Below are 17,768 nucleotides of genomic sequence, written 5' to 3' on the forward strand. Positions count from 1 at the left end.
TGCGTCAGGCCGTCGGGGCTCAGCCCTTGGCGTTTGCCACGATCAGCATGAAAGCGGGAATGTCATCGCCGAAACCAACAGGCGTCGGACCATCGTCATGGTCACGGTAATGGCGGCGACGGTCGCGGTTGTCGTCATTGGCGTGCAGCGGGTTCAGGTTGCGGCTGTTGCGCTCGGAATTGCGCGGGGTCTTTTCCGGTCTGCGTTCTGCCTTCACCTTGTCTTCTCCGTGAGCCGCGATGTCCGTATCCACAGTGGTGGATTGTGCACCCTGATTGATGTTTTCGACCGGCGATGCAGGTGCATCGCGACGGGTTCTGTCGCGGCCTCTGCCGCCACGTTCCTTGGTGCCCCGGCGGCCGGTATTGCTTTCAAAGCTTTCCATGGGCGCGGGGAGGGAGGACAGGTCACCGTTCAGCCATTCGACCTTCTCGGTGATCAGCTTTTCGATCGCGTCGAGATATTTCGCATCGCTCTTGGTGACTAGGGTGAAGGCCTTGCCCGAACGGCCAGCACGACCGGTACGGCCAATGCGGTGGACATAGTCTTCGGCATGAATGGGAACGTCGAAGTTGAAGACGTGGCTGACATCGGGAATATCAAGACCGCGGGCTGCAACGTCGGAAGCGACCAGCAGCGTCAGCTGACCGTCCCGGAAGTTCTGCAGCATGGTCGTGCGCGAACGCTGGTCCATGTCGCCATGCAGCGCGCCAACGGAAAAGCCGTGACGATCCAGCGAACGGAAGAGGTCGGCAACGTCCTTTTTGCGATTGCAGAAAATGATCGCGTTCTTGAGTTCGGCTTCTTCAGCACGGACGAGATCGCGCAGGACAGCGCGCTTCTCATAGTCCTTGTTGTGCGAAGCGACGATGCGCTGGGTAACGGTCTTCGCCGTGGAGGAGGGCTTGGCAACCTCGATACGGGTCGGGTTCTGCAGGAACCTGTCGGCAAGCTTCTGGATTTCCGGCGGCATGGTGGCCGAGAAGAACAGGGTTTGCCGGGTAAAGGGAATCATCTTGGCGATGCGTTCGATATCGGGAATGAAGCCCATATCCAGCATGCGATCGGCTTCATCGATCACGAGGATTTCAACGCCGGTCATCAGGAGCTTGCCGCGTTCGCAATGGTCGAGAAGGCGGCCAGGCGTGCAGATGAGAACATCGGCGCCGCGCTCAAGCTTGCGGTCCTGATCTTCAAAAGAAACGCCACCAATCAGAAGGGCGACGTTCAGCTTGTGATTCTTGCCGTATTTCTCGAAGTTTTCGGCTACCTGAGCCGCCAGTTCGCGGGTCGGCTCGAGGATCAGCGTGCGCGGCATTCTGGCGCGTGCGCGGCCTTTTTCCAGCAGTGTGAGCATCGGCAGAACGAAGGATGCGGTTTTCCCCGTGCCGGTCTGTGCGATACCGCAGATATCACGCTTTTCGAGAGCGGGCGGAATTGCGCCAGCCTGAATGGGTGTCGGCGTCGTGTAGCCGGCATCTGCAATAGCGGAAAGAACTTTTTGGCTCAGGCCAAGATCAGAGAATGTTGTCAAAGGAAGAACTTTTTCCGTTCTGGTTCGGTAAGAATACCTGCGTGCCGCTGCGACACTTGCAAAGACTTGGCGCGGGGATATGCCCAAATTGCCAGAAAGTCAAGGAAACAACCGGAAATGCGCGCGAAACGGCGAGACGTTGGCGAGGCTTTTGAGCCTTGGACGCGGTTTCGGGCGATTTATCGCAAAAAGGGCGAAAAAAGCGTTAAAATCGGACTGCTATTTGAGATAGGTTTTAAGCTCGGCCCCGGCGACCAGAAACCGCATCGGATCAACAGGCGTGTCGTTGCGGCGGACCTCGTAATGTACGTGCGGACCGGTGGAGCGGCCGGTGCTCCCAGCACGGCCAACAATGTCGCCGGCCTCCACCTTGTCGCCGGCTTTGACCAGAATGGTGGAGAGATGGCCGAATCGCGTCGATACGCCCTGGCCGTGATCGATCTCGACCATATTGCCGTAGCCGCCGGAATTTTCCGCAACCGTTACCTTTCCAGCGCCCGTCGCCTTGACGTCGGCGCCTGTTTCGGCGCGAAAATCGATGCCGGTATGTAAGGCAGGCCGTCCAAGGAAAGGGTCGAGCCGGTTTCCGAATCGGCTGGTGATCGCCCTGCCGGGGGCCGGATTGCCAAAGGGCAGGGCGGTTGCGGTTTCCTTCACGATATCCAGCCGGTTGAGCGCATTGTCTAGATTGGTCAGAGACATATTGAAGGGATCGGTTTCATTCCCCTGCGGATCCGCATAGGGGCCGCCGACGCCGTCCGTGCCACTTTCGTCGATTTTCAGACCCGCCTGCCGGATGATATCCTGCATCGCGCTCGCCTTGTCCTCGGCGTCGCTGGTCAGTCTGGCGATCCGTGATATCTGCTGGCGTTCGATATCCTTCAGCGACAGCGTGACCTTGGAAAACACGCGGTCGGCGCGGTCGGAAGGCGTTTCGCCGTTTTCGGGCACATAGGACGCCCGCTTGTCGGTTCCGGCTGGCTTTTCCGGCTGCGATGGGCGGGGCGCCATCAGATTTTCTATGGCGGAGAGACCACCTGTCAGATCGGCGCGTTTTTCCGGCGCCATCGCGTTCGAGAGCGAGGAGGGCGCGGTTGGAATGGGGGCCGTGGCCGTGGAGGCGGCGATGCCGGAATTTTCCGCGCGCTCCAGCAATTCGCTCATGCGCCCGTGTCTGGACGTGAGTGCCGCCTGCTGTTGCAGCAGCTTTTCCACTTTCTTTTCAACCACCTGCTGGTCGAGCAATTGTCTTGAGGTAACGCGGTCCACCTGCGCCCTCAGCGCGGCGATACGGTCTTCGTAATCGTGCTGCATGCGGGTCTGGCGCGCCATGGTCGCGCCGATCAGGTCGTCACGCAGGATGAGATAGCCGGTGGCGCCCAGATAACCGAGCGAGAAAAGGCCGATCGTGCAGCCGGCAAGCGCCGTCATCCACGGCCGGATCGTCATGTGCCGGACCTTGTCACCGCTTGCCAGCACCAGAACGTGCTGCTGCCGCTTTTTGCCGAATACCCGGTTTTCCGCTGTATCAGTCAAAATCTCTCTCCGGACTGGCCGATTTCTCACAGGAAATCATACTTCGTTAAGGTTAACGAAGTTTTGCACCATGCGCCGGGCTGCGGGTGTCAGCTGCTGTTGCTGACAGCGGTGAGGGAGCGGTAAAAGGATGGGGTCAACCCGGCTTCGGCGCGGGCGAGGTCGTTGAAGGGCGGTTTCAGCGGTCCGCGGAAATTGGCACGTACCAGTTGCCTGAAGGTTGCTGCCGGGTCCTTCTTTTCACGGGCGCACAGGAAGCGAAACCATTTGGCGCCGATGGCGACATGGCCCTTTTCGTCATTGTAGATGACATCGAGAACGGCGGCGCTTTCAAGGTCTCCGGTTTCGCGCATCTTCGCCTGCAGGGAGGGCGTCACGTCCAGTCCGCGCGCCTCAAGGATGAGCGGCACGACTGCGAGCCGCGCGGTGAGGTCGTTGCGGGTTGAATGCGCCGCCTGCCAGAGCCCGTCATGGGCGGGCAGATCGCCGTAATCCGCGCCGAGGTTTCGCAGCCTTTCCCGCACCAGCCGGAAATGTTTCGCCTCCTCGAAGGCAACCTGCATCCAGCCGTTGAAAAAGGAATGCGGCACCGGCTCGCTGGCATAACGGGCGACGATGTCGAGCGCGAGGTCAACGGCGTTCAGCTCGATATGGGCGATGGCGTGCAGCAGCGCTATGCGACCCTTGACGCTGTGGAGGGAGCGGCGCTCCACGGCGGTCGGCGGAACGAGTTCCGGTTTATCCGGCCTGCCCGGACGTTCGGGCAGGGGTGGATCTAGGGGGGAGCGCAGCGACAGGCGGCGCGCGAACCATCGTGTCGCCGTTTCCTGCGCCAGTGCGGTTTTTCTGTCGAGATCGGCGCAGGCAATCGCCTCGGTGGCGCCGCCGCGCAGCGAGATGATCCTGAAGGTGGGCGTCACGACAGGGGCGTCTCTCAGAGCTTCCGTGCGGCGTCGAGAACGGCCTGTGCGTGGCCCGGAACCTTCACCTTGTTCCAGATTTCCGCGACCGTACCGTCAGGTGCTACGAGGACGGTGGTGCGTTCGACACCCATGTATTTTTTGCCATACATGCTTTTTTCCTTCCAGACGCCGTAGGCCTCGAGCGCCTTCCGTTCCTCGTCGGCGGCCAGCATCACCGAAAGCTTGTGTTTTGCAGCAAACTTGTCGTGGCTTTTGACGCTATCAGGGGAAATGCCGATGACGACAGTATTGGCGGCCTCGAATTCCGCGCCAAGGGCACTGAAATCTATCGCTTCGGCGGTGCAGCCGGATGTGTCGTCCTTCGGGTAGAAATAGAGAACGACCGCCTTGCCTCGCAGGCCGGACAATGTCACCGTTCCTTCACCGTTGCGGGGCAAAGTAAAATCCGGTGCAGGGCTGCCAATCGTCAGTTCTGTCATAATCATCTTTCTTTCGCCGGGATGTTGAGTGAAAGTCGCCACATTCGATATATAGCGAAACCGGGCGTCGTCCAGTGTTGAGGCGAAACAAAAGCTATTCAGGGGCAAACACGGGCGTATGGCTGAAGTAAGGGGTGAAAAGGTCAAGTTCAGCAAGCGCGATATCGTTGCGCTGCATGATCTTCCTTCGGCGCAGGCCGAAGATCCTCTCATCGTGCATTGCCCGGCGCCGCGCTCCATGGCGCGTGCTCTCATCAAGATTTTCGCTGCTCTTTTCGTACTGGCCTTCTTGTCCATCGGCGGCATCATTGTCTCCGTCGAAACCGGATCGATCGACAATGCCCTTTCCAGCCAGGCGCAGCAGGCGCTCGAACGGGCGCTCGGACCCCACTACAGCGCGCGAATCGGTTCTTCGGCCATCAGGTTCTCGACCGGGCTGCGGCTTGCGCTGGTGGCCGAGGATGTGGATATCGTCGAGAAGGAATCCGGCCAGCATTTGAGCCGCGCAAGGGCTATCGGCATGGCGCTCGATCCGCTCGCGCTTTTGACCGGACGCGTCTCCGTGCAAAGTCTCGAGGCCGACGGGATGGAACTCGATACGGCCCTACTGCCGAAGGGTAACGGTTTCGACCTCGCCAGCATCCGGCTGGACGCGGTGCCGCAGCAGTTGCAGGCGGCGTTTTCCCAGCTGGACAAATTGGCGCAGGCGTTTTTAAGCAGCGGAACCGAGGAAATCGATATTTCCAGCGTCTCGATCCACTTGCCGCCGAGCGAAGCCGGCAAGCCACGCGTCGTTGAAGTGCGTGAACTTTCGTTGACCCCTGACCAGCAGGGCGGATATTCGCTTGAGGGTGAAACGCTGTTTAACGGCGAAATCGCCAGCCTGTCGCTAAAGACATCGGGATCAGGCGGTGTGATCGACGGTTTCGACGCGCGCATCGACGGTTTCGACATCGGTCCTTTTCTGGAAAAATTCGATCCTGAAGGCAATCTTCATGAGGGGCTGAACGTCAAGACCGGTGTCAGCATCCTCGCCCGGCGTTCCATGCCCGGACATGAGCCGCGGCTGGAAATCTCGCTCGGCATGGGCAATGGAATGCTTCTTATCGGCGGCGAGGCTCAGCCCTTCACTGCCGGCACCGTCAACGCGCGCTACGATTTTCAGAAAAACAGTCTTGTCATCGGGAATTCGCGGATCGACCTTGGGCGAACGGCTATTCCGGTCACTGGGGAAATCACGGATACCCAAGAGGGCTTCGGTCTTTCGCTGCGGATCGACAATGCGGTTGCCTCGGCTGAAGCCTCTGGCGAAGACCCCGTTCCTTTCAGCTTGAAGGCGGATGGGCAATTCAATGTCGCGACCAGGCAGCTTGAGGTACCCTCGCTATACGTTACCGGCCCGCTTGGAGACATGGCAGGCTCGCTGAAAATCCGCTTCGGCCAGGGCTCGCCTGAAATCAGTTTCGCCGGACAGATTCCCAAGATGGAGGCCACGGCGGTCAAGCAGCTCTGGCCGTTCTGGATGGCGCACAAGCCGCGCGAGTGGGTGGTCTCCAATCTTTATGGCGGCACGGTCACGAACGGCTCGATTGCGATCTTCATTCCTCAGGGACGGATGTGCGGTCCCGGTTGCCCGCTGGTGCTGGGCGAGAGCGAAATGCAGATCCGCTTCGATATCGACGGTACGCGTCTCAATACCACCGGCGACATTCCGCCGCTGCGCGACGTTGATGCGCATTTCAATCTCGTCGGCAGCCGGATGAATGTCGATCTCAAGAACGCGACATCCTATTTCGCCTCCAATCGGTCGCTTGCGCTGGAGGACAGCCGGTTCTCCATGTCCGACGTCTATGCAAAGCCCCTGCTTGGGAATCTCGAGTTGAATGTTTCGGGCTCGGCCGATGCCGTGGCGGAGCTTGCGACGCTGAAGCCTATCAATGCGCTCAAGGATACGCAGTTCAAGCCGGATGACTTCACCGGCGACGTGACGGCGAATGCAAAGCTGACCGTCGGCATGCTTTCCAGCCAAAATCCACCGCCGCCGGTGTGGACTGCCGATCTCGATCTGAAGAACCTGTCGCTGACAAAGCCGTTTGCTGGCCGCAAGGTGACCGCGCTTGACGGTTTCATGTCCATCAACGACCGGCAGCTCAAGCTTGAAGGCAAGGGCCGGGTGGACGATGTGCCGATGTCTATCGAGATGACGGAGCCGGTGCGCAAGAACAGCGACGTTGCTCCAACGCTGTCGCTGAAAGCAACCCTGAACGAGACGCAGGTCGCCAAGCTTGCACCGGAGCTTTCCACGGTTCTTGGCGGCACGACCGTCGTGGAAATCGATGGCGCGGATACGAAAAGTCAGGAGATACAGCTCGATCTGGCGAAGGCGTCTATCATTCTGCCGGGGCTTGGATGGAGCAAGGGCGTCGGTATTCCGGCAAAAGTGACCTTTACCCTGGAAACCAGCGATGGCCGCACGACGATCAGTGATTTCTCCCTAACCGGGGACGGCTTCGGCGCGGCCGGAGATGTCACCTTCACCAAGAACGGGCTGATTTCCGCCGATCTCAGCCGCGTGCAATTGTCACCTTCCGACAATTACGCCGTCGCCGTCACTGCCTCCAAAAACGGATACAGCATCAACGCTTCGGGAAAATCTGCCGATCTCCGGCCTTTCCTCTCAAAGCTTCGCAGTTCCTCAGGGGCAGGTGACGGCACATCGCGTTCGCAGCCGTCCCTTGCCATCAAGGCGCAACTCGACAAGGTCTACGGCTTCAATGACGAGATCCTTTCCAATGTCAGTGCCGATGTCAGTGTGCGTGACGGCAAGGTCCGTTCGGTCGATTTTCGCGGCGTCACCGGCAGAGGTCAGGCGGTTGTGGCTCAGACGACCAATCGCGGCGCGACGGGAACCGTGACGCTCACCAGCAGCGATGCCGGTTCTCTTGCCCGTTTCACCAATATCTACACCCGCATTCGCGGTGGTCTTCTCAATCTCGCACTTTCGACCGTCAACGGCAGCGACTGGAGCGGCTCGCTCGATCTGCGCAATTTCGCCGTCGTCAACGAAGCGAAGCTTCAGGATATCGTCGCCACGCCGACGGGCGATGACGGCCGGAGCCTCAACACGGCGGTCCGCCGTAACATCGATGTCAGCTCGGAGAAATTCCAGCGCGGTTTTGCCCGGCTCGTTTACGTCAACGGCTCGGTTGCGGTGGAAAACGGCGTGGTGCGCGGCGAGCAGATCGGTGCGACGTTCCAGGGCCTGCTGAAAGACCAGAACGGCCGTATGGACATGACCGGCACCTTCATGCCCGCCTATGGCCTGAACCGGCTGTTCGGCGAGCTGCCCTTTATCGGCATCTTCCTCGGAAACGGCCGAGACCGCGGTCTGCTCGGCATCACCTTCAAGCTTTCCGGCCAGACGGACCAGCCGAAGCTGACTATAAACCCGCTGTCGCTAATTGCGCCGGGCGTCTTCAGGCAGATTTTCGAGTTTCAATAAAAAGGGCCGCTTCCGCGGCCCTTCATCTGATGATTTGCGCGGGTGTTACGCCGGGCGAACGAGAACGTGCTTCTTCTTGCCAACCGAAAGCTTGATGATGCCATCGCCGGTGATCTCGGCGGAACCGATCATCTGGCGATCGTCGGATACGCCCTTGTCGTTGATCTTTACCGCGCCGCCCTGAACGTGACGGCGGGCTTCGCCATTCGAGCCGGCAAGGCCAGCGCGGACGATGAGCGACAGGACGCCGACGCCGGCATCGAGTTCGGATGCCGGAACCTCGATGGAGGGCAGGTTTTCAGCAAGCGCGCCTTCCTCGAAAGTCTTGCGCGCCGTTTCGGCGGCTTCTTCGGCAGCAGCGCGGCCATGCAGGATAGCCGTGACTTCGGTTGCGAGGATTTTCTTCGCCTCGTTGATTTCAGATCCGCCAAGGGCGGCGATGCGTGCGATCTCATCCATCGGCAGCGTGGTGAAGAGCTTCGCGAAGCGAACCACGTCCGCGTCTTCCGTGTTGCGCCAGTATTGCCAGAAATCATAGACCGGCAGCAGGTCCTTGTTGAGCCAGACGGCACCGGACGCGGACTTGCCCATCTTCGCACCCGAAGACGTGGTCAAAAGCGGGGAGGTCAGCGCATAGAGCTGCGGTGTCCCCATGCGGTGACCGAGGTCGATGCCGTTGATGATGTTGCCCCACTGGTCAGAGCCGCCCATCTGCAGGCGGCAGCCGGTACGCTGGTTCAGCTCCACGAAATCGTAGGCCTGGAGGATCATGTAATTGAATTCGAGGAAGGACAGCGACTGCTCGCGGTCGAGGCGCGTCTTCACGCTGTCGAAGGACAGCATGCGGTTGACCGAGAAGTGGCGGCCGACGTCGCGCAGGAATTCGAGGTAGTTGAGCCCACGCAGCCAGTCGGCATTGTTGATCATCAGCGCCGGATTTTCCGCGCGATCGTAATCGAGGTAGTTGGCGAAGACGTGCTTGAGCGAGGTGATGTTGTCCTCGATCATGTCGATCGTCATCAGCTTGCGGGCCTCCTCCTTGAAGGAGGGATCGCCAACCATGCCGGTGCCGCCGCCCATCAGCGAAATCGGCTGGTGACCGGTCTTCTGCATCCAGTGCAGCATCATGATCTGGGTGAGGTGGCCGACATGCAGGCTGGAGGCCGTCGGGTCATAGCCGATATAGGCGGTCACGGTTTCCTTGGCGAACAGTTCGTCGAGACCCGACTCGTCGGAGATCTGGTGAATGAAGCCGCGCTCATCGAGCGTGCGGAGGAAATCGGACTTGAACCTGGACATAACCTTTTTCTTTCTGGTTGGACCTTTGCCGTCATTGTCTGTCAATGAACGCGGGGGGGCTTTACCATTGTTTTTTGAAAAGTGCACCCGTTTCGGCCATGAATAACGGCGATTCATCTCCGCATGATTCGATATTGAAAGGGAGCAGCGCGTGGGCGAGGTCAAAACGGCAATCGGGCTGATGAGCGGGACGTCGATGGACGGCATCGATATCGGCCTGTTGCGCACGGATGGCGAAAACGTGGTCCGGCATGGGCCGAGCGGTTATTTCCCCTATGATCCGGGCCTGCGCGCCACGTGGCAGAAGGCGCTGGTTACGGCCAAAGCCATTCGCGAACGGCGCGAGCGTCCGGGTGACCTCGCGGATGCGGAACGCAAGCTGACGCTTGCCCATGCGGCGGCAGTCAAATCCTTCCTCCACCGCCATCGGCTTGAAGCCAGCGATATAGACGTGATCGGTTTTCATGGCCAGACGGTGCTGCATCGGCCGGATGAGGCGTTGACCGTGCAGATCGGCGACGGCGCGCTTCTGGCCGAGGAAACCGGTATCGATGTGGTGTACGACATGCGTGCCAACGACATGGTGCATGGCGGGCAGGGCGCACCGCTCATTCCTGCGTACCACATGGCGCTCTCCGCCAATCTGCCTGATGGCTTCGAAACGCCCGCCGTCTTCGTCAATATCGGCGGCATATCCAATCTCACCTATATCGGCGAGGGAGGGCGGCTTGCGGCTTTCGATAGCGGTCCCGGCAATATGCTGATCGACCAGTGGATCGAGGCGCATACGGGCAAAGCCTTCGACAAGGGCGGCAGGACGGCGGCGGGCGGCAGCGTCGTTGCCTCGCTCGTCACGCGCTACATGGAAAGCCCGTTCTTCTCGGCCAATATCCGCCGCTCGCTTGACCGCAGCGATTTCGTGCCGCCGCAAAAGGGCGAGGTTTCGCTGGCGGACGGCGCACGCACGCTGTCGCATCTGACGGGTGCCGCGATCCTCAAATCGGCGAGCTATCTGCCGGAAGCGGCTAAGACCTATGTGATCTGCGGCGGCGGGCGGCTCAATCCTGTTATCATGGAAGAGTTTGCGAGCCTTGCTGCCAAGCAGGGTGCGCGGGTAATCGCGGCGGAAGAGGCGGGGTTCGACGGCGGGGCGATGGAGGCTGAGGCCTGGGCCTATCTGGCGGTGCGATCGCTGAAGGGGCTGCCGCTAACCTATCCGGGGACGACCGGTGTGAATGAGCCGGTTACGGGTGGGGTTTTGGTCAGGGCGTAATAGACGATGGCGGGCTTGGCTCACCCCCTCTGCCCTGCAGGTCAGAGGGGGTGAGCCAAGCCCGCCGTCGATCATTGTAGGTAGATCAACACTGACCTAAGCTGCGCTCCTAAATCACCGAATGCGCTTCGCTGCCGGTTCCGGAACCAGTTCGCCATTCAGGCGGCGGTCGAGGTAGTCCTCACATTCGCTCATCAGCTCATCAACCTTGCCGTTGAAGAAGTGGTTGGCGCCGGGAAGGGTGCGGTGGGTGATGAGAATGCCCTTCTGGGTCTTCAGCTTTTCGACCAGACCGTTGACGTCCTTCTCAGGCGCGACCTTGTCGGCGTCGCCATTGATGATGAGGCCGGAAGACGGGCAGGGGGCGAGGAAAGAGAAGTCGTAGGTGTTGGGCTGCGGCGCAATCGACATGAAACCTTCGATTTCCGGGCGACGCATCAGAAGCTGCATGCCGATCCAGGCGCCGAAGGAATAACCGGCGACCCAGCAGCTTTTCGAATCGGGATGCAGGCTCTGCACCCAGTCGAGAGCGGACGCGGCATCGGAAAGCTCGCCGGCGCCATGGTCAAACTCGCCCTGGCTGCGGCCGATGGAGCGGAAGTTGAACCGGAGCGTCGTGAAACCGCGCTTCTGGAAAAGATAGAAGAGCTGATAAACGATCTGGTTGTTCATCGTCCCGCCGAACTGCGGGTGCGGATGAAGGATGATCGCTATCGGCGCGCTCTTTTCCTTGGAGGGTTGATAACGGCCTTCGAGGCGACCCGCAGGGCCGTTAAAAATGACTTCGGGCATTGGTACTCCGGTCGTGTTTTTTCATTCTCCAACCGCATTCTTCCGACGAGAAGACTTGACGAACTGTGTCATCTTTTCTAGAACGCAGTTTAGAATAATTCGAAACTTTGCGTGTGCTTAAGCACTCGGACCGTGTCATAAGGCAAGCGCAACTGTAATTTCAAGAAAAATGCGTTTTGGCGCATGGAAGATTGAGCGAAGCTTTTCCGCGATGACGGTTTTGACGCGCACATATATGGACTGGAACGCCACGGCGCCGCTTTTGCCTGCCGTGCGGGATGTTCTTGTCCGCGCTCTCGATATCACGGGTAATCCGTCCTCCGTACACCGGGAAGGGCGCGCAGCCCGTGCGGCCGTCGAGGCCGCGCGTCGTGACGTTGCTGTGGTCTGCGGCGCCCAGGCGTCGCATGTGACCTTTACGAGCGGTGCGACCGAAGCGGCCAATCTGGTGCTTTCGCCTGAATTCAAGATGGGGCGCGCTCCCGTACGCTATGGTCGTCTTTACGTTTCGGCGATCGAACACCCCGCTTTTCGTGAAGGAGGCCGGTTCGGCAAGGCTGACGTTACGGAAATTCCCGTTACGTCAGCGGGTGTCATCGATCTTGCGGCCCTTGAGGCGCTGCTGTCAGTGCACGACAAGTCCACTGGCCTGCCGATGGTCGCCTGCATGCTGGTCAATAATGAGACCGGCATTCTTCAGCCGGTGGCTGAAGCGGCGCGGCTTGCACATGCAGCTGGGGGATTGATGGTCGTCGATGCCGTGCAGGCTGCCGGCCGCGTTCCGCTCGATATCAATGCATTGGAGGCCGATTTCCTTGTGATCTCGTCCCATAAGCTTGGTGGTCCGAAGGGTGCGGGGGCGCTGGTGTCCCGCGGCGAGGTGATGATGCCGAAGCCGTTGATCCATGGTGGCGGCCAGGAAAAGGGACATCGTTCCGGTACTGAAAATACCCTGTCGGTCATCGGTTTCGGTGCCGCCGCCGCTATTGCTGCGCAAAACCTCGAGACCGAAGCGACGCGTCTTGCAGCGCTGCGCGCAAGGCTGGAAGACGGCATGCGGGCAGTCGCGCCTGACGTGATCATCTACGGTGAGGATGTCGGCCGTGTCGGCAATACCACGTTTTTCACCTTGCCCGGTTTGAAGGCGGAAACGGGCCAGATTGCATTCGATATCGAAGGCATTGCGCTCTCGGCCGGTTCGGCCTGCTCTTCCGGCAAGGTGGGTGAAAGCCATGTGCTGACGGCGATGGGACGCGATCCCAAGCTTGGCGCACTCAGGATTTCGCTTGGTCATGCGACTGATGAGGCGGATATCGAGCGCGCGCTCGCAGCCTTTACGAAAATTGCCGGGCGGCGCAGGCTGACCGGTCAGGCCGCTTAAAATGCGGCAAAGAATTGCGGAATAGCAATTTTCCGCTTGCCGGGATGTGTGAAAAGCGCCATCCCGCACTTACATGGGTATAAGCTCCGCCCCGTTTATACGGGCCCGGATTATTTGCCCGAAGATGGATGAAGGCGGCTATCCGCCTTGATACGTTGACAAGCCACCGGACCTTGGCTCCGGCGAGATTGGAGAACGACATGGCAGCGGTTCAGGAAACGATCGATCAGGTTCGCCAGATCGATGTGGACCAGTATAAATACGGCTTCGAAACCGAAATTGAAGTCGACAAGGCCCCGAAGGGCCTTTCGGAAGAGGTGATCCGCTTCATCTCGGCCAAGAAGCAGGAGCCGGAATGGATGCTGGAATGGCGTCTTGAGGCTTACAAGCGCTGGCTGACGATGGAAGAGCCGACATGGGCGCGCGTCAGCTACCCCAAGATCGACTTCAACGATCTCTATTATTATGCCGCACCGAAAAGCACGCCCGGCCCGAAGTCGCTGGACGAAGTCGATCCGGAGCTGCTGAAGGTTTACGAGAAGCTGGGCATTCCGCTGAAGGAACAGGAAATCCTGGCCGGCGTGGAAAACCGTCGTGTGGCCGTGGATGCCGTGTTCGACAGCGTCTCCGTTGTCACCACCTTCAAGGCGGAACTGGCAAAGGCCGGCGTGATCTTCATGTCGATCTCCGAAGCCGTGCGCGAATATCCTGATCTGGTGAAGAAATATCTCGGTTCGGTCGTGCCGCAGACGGACAATTTCTACGCAACGCTGAACTCGGCCGTCTTTACCGATGGTTCCTTCGTGTTCGTGCCGAAAGGCGTTCGGTGCCCGATGGAGCTTTCCACCTATTTTCGCATCAACGAAAAGAACACCGGACAGTTCGAGCGCACGCTGATCATCGCTGAAGAGGGCGCCTACGTCTCCTATCTGGAAGGCTGCACCGCGCCGCAGCGCGACGAGAACCAGCTTCACGCCGCCGTGGTGGAACTGGTGGCACTCGACGATGCCGAAATCAAATATTCCACCGTCCAGAACTGGTATCCGGGCGACAAGGACGGCAAGGGCGGCATCTACAACTTCGTGACCAAGCGCGGCGATTGCCGTGGCAACCGTTCGAAGATTTCGTGGACGCAGGTTGAAACCGGCTCGGCCATCACCTGGAAATACCCGTCCTGCATTTTGCGCGGCGACGACAGCCGTGGCGAATTCTATTCGATCGCGGTTTCCAACGGCCATCAGCAGATCGACAGTGGCACCAAGATGATCCATCTCGGCAAGAACACGTCGAGCCGCATCATCGCCAAGGGCATTGCCGCCGGTTTCTCGGAAAACGTCTATCGCGGGCAGGTCTCGGCTCACCGCAAGGCGACCAACACGCGCAACTTCACGCAGTGCGACTCGCTTCTGATCGGCGACAAGTGCGGCGCGCATACCGTGCCCTATATCGAGGCGAAGAACTCGTCTGCTCATTTCGAGCATGAGGCGACCACGTCGAAGATTTCCGAAGACCAGCTGTTCTATTGCCTGCAGCGCGGCATCCCCGAGGAGTCGGCGATCGCACTGATCGTCAATGGCTTTGTGAAGGATGTTATCCAGCAGCTGCCGATGGAGTTTGCGGTTGAAGCGCAGAAGCTGATCGGCATTTCGCTGGAAGGTTCGGTCGGCTGATCGTCATACGAATACGCACTTTGAGTGCGCGGTTTCGCGCACCTTCGCTCACACTATTCTTAGGATAAAACCATGCTTGAAATCATCGACCTGCACGCAAAGATCGCCGATACCGAAACCGAGATCATCAAGGGCCTCAACCTTAAGGTTGCTGCCGGTGAAGTTGCGGCCATCATGGGCCCGAACGGTTCCGGCAAGTCGACGCTGTCCTACATCCTGTCGGGCCGCGAAGACTATGAAGTCACCTCCGGTGACATCCTCTATAACGGCGAAAGCATTCTGGAACTGGATGCCGCCGAGCGCGCTGCCAAGGGTATTTTCCTGGCCTTCCAGTATCCCGTCGAAATTCCGGGTGTTGCCACCATGCAGTTCCTCAAGGTTGCTATGAACGAGCAACGCAAGGCGCGCGGCGAGGCCGAGCTTACGACGCCGGACTTCATCCGTCGCGTCAAGGAAGCTGCCGGCGATCTGAAGATCGACATGGACATGCTGAAGCGTCCGCTGAACGTCGGTTTCTCCGGCGGTGAGAAGAAGCGCGCCGAAATCCTGCAGATGGCACTGCTGGAGCCGAAGCTCTGCGTTCTCGACGAAACCGATAGCGGCCTCGACATCGACGCGCTGAAGATTGTGGCTGATGGCGTCAATGCGCTGAAGTCGCCGGATCGCGCCACTGTCGTCATCACCCACTACCAGCGCCTGCTCGATTACATCGTGCCTGATAGCGTTCACGTTCTCTACAAGGGCAAGATCATCCGTTCGGGCGACAAGGCCCTGGCGCTGGAGCTGGAAAACAATGGTTACGCCGACATCATCGGTGAAGCGGCCTAAGCCAGAGGCCAGGAGGTGATGTCCATGAACATTCAAACGACCAATCGGCTGACGCCAGCGGAAACCGCGCTGATCGACGCCTATACCGCCAAGTTCAGCGAATTGCCGGGCAATGGTGCGGTTGTCGCCGCCCGTGACGTGCTGTTCGACGATCTGAAGACCGGCGGTCTTCCGACCCGCCGCATCGAGGCGTGGCACTATACCGATCTCAAGAGCCTGTTGCGTGCCATTCCCGAGGACCAGCCCGCACCTGTTATCGAAAAGCAGGCGTCTGTTGTCGCCGGCTCGTCCGTCGCCTACGTGCTGCATGGCACGGCCAATGTCGGCAAGATCGAAGATATCAGCGTTTCCAGCTTTGCCGAGAGCCTGCTTGACGGCTCGGCCGCCACAGGCCTTGCGGAAGCCAGCAAGGACGACGTGATCGGTCGTATCAACGGCAGCTTCGTGCGCGACGGCCTGACGCTCGACATTCCCGCCGATGCCGAGATCGAAAAGCCGATCGAATTGCAGGCGATCCATGGCGCAGGTCAGGTTCACAGCCGCTTCCCGGTGCGCTTCGGCAAGGGTTCGAAGGCGACCGTCATCGAGCGTCACCTTTCGGTGACTTCGGATGCCGCCCTGGTTTCCTCCGTCACCGACATCGTTGTCGAAGACGGTGCGGAAGTGACCTGGATCATCCTGCAGCAACAGGGCGCGGCCGATATTCATCTTGGCCAGCTGCGCATGAAAATCGGTGCGGACGCCAAGATTCGTCTGTTCGTCATCAATGCCGGCGGCAAGCTGGTGCGGCAGGAACTGCGCATCGACGTGGACGGCGAGGGTACTGACCTCACCGTTCGCGGCGTCAACCTGTTGGGCGGCGAAACCCATACCGACGTGACGATGGTTCTTGGCCACAACGTGCCGAACACGACCTCGACGGAAGTGTTCCGCAACGTGGTCTTCGACCGTGCAAAGGGCATTTTCCAGGGCATGATCCGGGTTGCCCCCGATGCCCAGAAGACCGATGCGAAGATGGCGTGCAATACGCTGCTGATGTCTGACGATGGCGAGTTCTCGGCAAAGCCGGAGCTTGAAATCTTCGCCGACGACGTTCAGTGCGGTCACGGTGCGACGGTTGCCGATATTGACGACAACCATCTCTATTATCTGATGGCGCGCGGCGTGCCGCGGGCAAAAGCGCGGGCGATGCTCGTCAATGCCTTCGTCGCTGAGATCGCCGAGGAACTGGAAGAAGAAAATCTGGTAGAGGCGCTAGAGACTATCATCTCCGGCTGGCTGGAACATCATGCCTGAGAGCGAACGCGCCGCATTGGCGGCCCCTTATGACGTTGAAGCCGTGCGGAAGGATTTCCCGATCCTGTCGCGCGAGGTCTATGGCAAGCCGCTGGTCTATCTCGACAACGGCGCGTCCGCTCAAAAACCGCAGGTGGTCATCGACGCCGTTTCGCATGCTTATTCCAATGAATACGCGAATGTGCATCGTGGCCTGCATTTCCTCTCCAATGCCGCAACCGACGCCTATGAGGCGGCGCGCGAAAAGGTGCGCCGTTTCCTGAATGCCGGTTCGGTGGACGAGATCGTCTTCACCAAATCCTCCACCGAGGCGATCAATACCGTTGCTTACGGTTACGGCATGCCAAAGATCGGCGAGGGCGACGAGATCGTCATCTCGATCATGGAACATCACTCCAACATCGTGCCGTGGCATTTCATTCGCGAGCGGCAGGGCGCCAAGCTTGTCTGGGTGCCTGTCGATGATGACGGCGCGTTCCATATCGAGGCTTTCGAAAAAAGCCTGACGGAGCGCACCAAGCTCGTTGCCATCACCCATATGTCGAATGCGCTGGGCACCATCGTGCCGGTCAAGGAAATCTGCCGCATCGCCCATGAGCGCGGCATTCCGGTGCTTGTCGATGGCTCTCAGGGCGCGGTTCACATGCCGGTCGACGTGCGTGATATCGATTGCGACTGGTACGTCATGACCGGCCACAAGCTTTACGGTCCCTCGGGCATCGGCGTGCTCTACGGCAAGGCTGACCGCCTGAGCGAGATGCGGCCGTTCCAGGGCGGCGGCGAGATGATCCTCGACGTGTCCGAAGACAATGTGACCTATAACGAGCCGCCGCATCGTTTCGAAGCGGGAACGCCGCCCATCGTGCAGGCTATCGGTCTTGGCTATGCGCTTGATTATATGGACAATCTCGGCCGTGCCGCGATTGCAGCCCACGAGGCTGATCTTGCGGCCTATGCTGCCGAGCGGCTGCGCGAGGTCAACTCACTGCGAATCATCGGCAATGCGCCTGATAAGGGCGGTATCTTCTCCTTCGAACTCGAGGGCATCCATGCCCATGACGTGTCGATGGTGATAGACCGGCGCGGCGTTGCCGTGCGTGCCGGCACTCATTGTGCCATGCCGCTCTTGAAACGGTTCGGCGTCACCTCCACATGCCGGGCATCGTTCGGCCTTTACAATACCCGCGCCGAAGTAGATCGTCTTGTCGAGGCGCTTGATTATGCGCGCAAATTTTTCGCCTGATATCAGGATTGA

General features: G+C 59.6%; 13 protein-coding genes. 7 read left to right on the forward strand and 6 right to left on the reverse strand.

From position 1 onward, the window contains the following. Positions 1 to 19 precede the first annotated feature (19 nt). The 4 genes from AC5SEO_RS24530 to AC5SEO_RS24545 form a co-directional block, all read right to left on the reverse strand. On the reverse strand, positions 20 to 1,534 hold the full coding sequence (locus AC5SEO_RS24530) for a DEAD/DEAH box helicase (protein ID WP_174068483.1): 1,515 nt from the start codon (positions 1,532 to 1,534) through the stop codon (positions 20 to 22). 219 nt (positions 1,535 to 1,753) lie between these two features. Further along, a complete protein-coding gene (locus AC5SEO_RS24535; RefSeq protein WP_038491369.1) occupies positions 1,754 to 3,070 on the reverse strand; it encodes a peptidoglycan DD-metalloendopeptidase family protein in 1,317 nt (438 codons plus the stop codon). An 89-nt stretch (positions 3,071 to 3,159) separates the two neighbouring features. Next, on the reverse strand, positions 3,160 to 3,990 hold the full coding sequence (locus AC5SEO_RS24540) for a DUF455 family protein (protein ID WP_113291074.1): 831 nt from the start codon (positions 3,988 to 3,990) through the stop codon (positions 3,160 to 3,162). 14 nt (positions 3,991 to 4,004) lie between these two features. Further along, complete coding sequence (locus AC5SEO_RS24545; RefSeq protein ID WP_025593886.1) at positions 4,005 to 4,472, reverse strand: peroxiredoxin; 468 nt, start codon at positions 4,470 to 4,472, stop codon at positions 4,005 to 4,007. Between the two features lie 118 nt (positions 4,473 to 4,590). Between AC5SEO_RS24545 and AC5SEO_RS24550 the strand changes: the two genes are divergently transcribed. Next, the gene (locus AC5SEO_RS24550) at positions 4,591 to 7,974 is read left to right on the forward strand and encodes a YhdP family protein (RefSeq protein ID WP_174068482.1); all 3,384 of its coding nucleotides are present in this window, start codon (positions 4,591 to 4,593) and stop codon (positions 7,972 to 7,974) included. A gap of 45 nt (positions 7,975 to 8,019) precedes the next feature. Here AC5SEO_RS24550 and tyrS read toward each other — a convergent pair whose 3' ends face one another. Continuing rightward, positions 8,020 to 9,273 (reverse strand): tyrosine--tRNA ligase, encoded by a 1,254-nt coding sequence (gene tyrS / locus AC5SEO_RS24555; RefSeq protein ID WP_003515978.1) that lies wholly within the window; start codon positions 9,271 to 9,273, stop codon positions 8,020 to 8,022. A 151-nt stretch (positions 9,274 to 9,424) separates the two neighbouring features. On the opposite strand from tyrS, the gene AC5SEO_RS24560 reads away from it, so the two are divergent. After that, positions 9,425 to 10,546, forward strand: a complete 1,122-nt coding sequence (locus AC5SEO_RS24560) for an anhydro-N-acetylmuramic acid kinase (protein WP_112154609.1) — start codon at positions 9,425 to 9,427, stop codon at positions 10,544 to 10,546. Positions 10,547 to 10,660: 114 nt separating this feature from the next. Here the strand turns inward: AC5SEO_RS24560 and AC5SEO_RS24565 are convergent, their stop codons facing one another. After that, positions 10,661 to 11,338, reverse strand: a complete 678-nt coding sequence (locus tag AC5SEO_RS24565; protein ID WP_003507952.1) for an alpha/beta hydrolase — start codon at positions 11,336 to 11,338, stop codon at positions 10,661 to 10,663. Between the two features lie 211 nt (positions 11,339 to 11,549). On the opposite strand from AC5SEO_RS24565, the gene AC5SEO_RS24570 reads away from it, so the two are divergent. The 5 genes from AC5SEO_RS24570 (at position 11,550) to AC5SEO_RS24590 (ending at position 17,756) form a co-directional block, all read left to right on the forward strand. Next, positions 11,550 to 12,719, forward strand: coding sequence for a cysteine desulfurase family protein (locus AC5SEO_RS24570; protein ID WP_174068481.1), 1,170 nt, complete (start codon positions 11,550 to 11,552; stop codon positions 12,717 to 12,719). 200 nt (positions 12,720 to 12,919) lie between these two features. After that, the gene (gene sufB / locus AC5SEO_RS24575; RefSeq protein WP_003507956.1) at positions 12,920 to 14,389 is read left to right on the forward strand and encodes a Fe-S cluster assembly protein SufB; all 1,470 of its coding nucleotides are present in this window, start codon (positions 12,920 to 12,922) and stop codon (positions 14,387 to 14,389) included. Positions 14,390 to 14,461: 72 nt separating this feature from the next. After that, a complete protein-coding gene (gene sufC / locus AC5SEO_RS24580) occupies positions 14,462 to 15,217 on the forward strand; it encodes a Fe-S cluster assembly ATPase SufC (protein WP_003507958.1) in 756 nt (251 codons plus the stop codon). A gap of 24 nt (positions 15,218 to 15,241) precedes the next feature. Beyond that, positions 15,242 to 16,513: a Fe-S cluster assembly protein SufD gene (sufD, locus tag AC5SEO_RS24585; RefSeq protein WP_003515974.1), complete on the forward strand. Its 1,272-nt coding sequence runs from the start codon at positions 15,242 to 15,244 to the stop codon at positions 16,511 to 16,513. After that, complete coding sequence (locus AC5SEO_RS24590) at positions 16,506 to 17,756, forward strand: cysteine desulfurase (RefSeq protein WP_003515973.1); 1,251 nt, start codon at positions 16,506 to 16,508, stop codon at positions 17,754 to 17,756. The genes sufD and AC5SEO_RS24590 overlap by 8 nt, the downstream gene beginning before the upstream one ends. Positions 17,757 to 17,768 lie beyond the last annotated feature (12 nt).

This window comes from Agrobacterium sp. K11 (assembly GCF_059429395.1).

Bases quoted from the DNA above. Each gene is read 5' to 3' on its own strand.
- sufD (WP_003515974.1), top strand. From the start codon at position 15,242: ATGAACATTCAAACGACCAATCGGCTGACGCCAGCGGAAACCGCGCTG.
- AC5SEO_RS24590 (WP_003515973.1), top strand. From the start codon at position 16,506: ATGCCTGAGAGCGAACGCGCCGCATTGGCGGCCCCTTATGACGTTGAA.
- AC5SEO_RS24550 (WP_174068482.1), top strand. From the start codon at position 4,591: ATGGCTGAAGTAAGGGGTGAAAAGGTCAAGTTCAGCAAGCGCGATATC.
- AC5SEO_RS24545 (WP_025593886.1), bottom strand. From the start codon at position 4,472: ATGACAGAACTGACGATTGGCAGCCCTGCACCGGATTTTACTTTGCCC.
- sufC (WP_003507958.1), top strand. From the start codon at position 14,462: ATGCTTGAAATCATCGACCTGCACGCAAAGATCGCCGATACCGAAACC.
- sufB (WP_003507956.1), top strand. From the start codon at position 12,920: ATGGCAGCGGTTCAGGAAACGATCGATCAGGTTCGCCAGATCGATGTG.
- tyrS (WP_003515978.1), bottom strand. From the start codon at position 9,273: ATGTCCAGGTTCAAGTCCGATTTCCTCCGCACGCTCGATGAGCGCGGC.
- AC5SEO_RS24565 (WP_003507952.1), bottom strand. From the start codon at position 11,338: ATGCCCGAAGTCATTTTTAACGGCCCTGCGGGTCGCCTCGAAGGCCGT.
- AC5SEO_RS24570 (WP_174068481.1), top strand. From the start codon at position 11,550: ATGACGGTTTTGACGCGCACATATATGGACTGGAACGCCACGGCGCCG.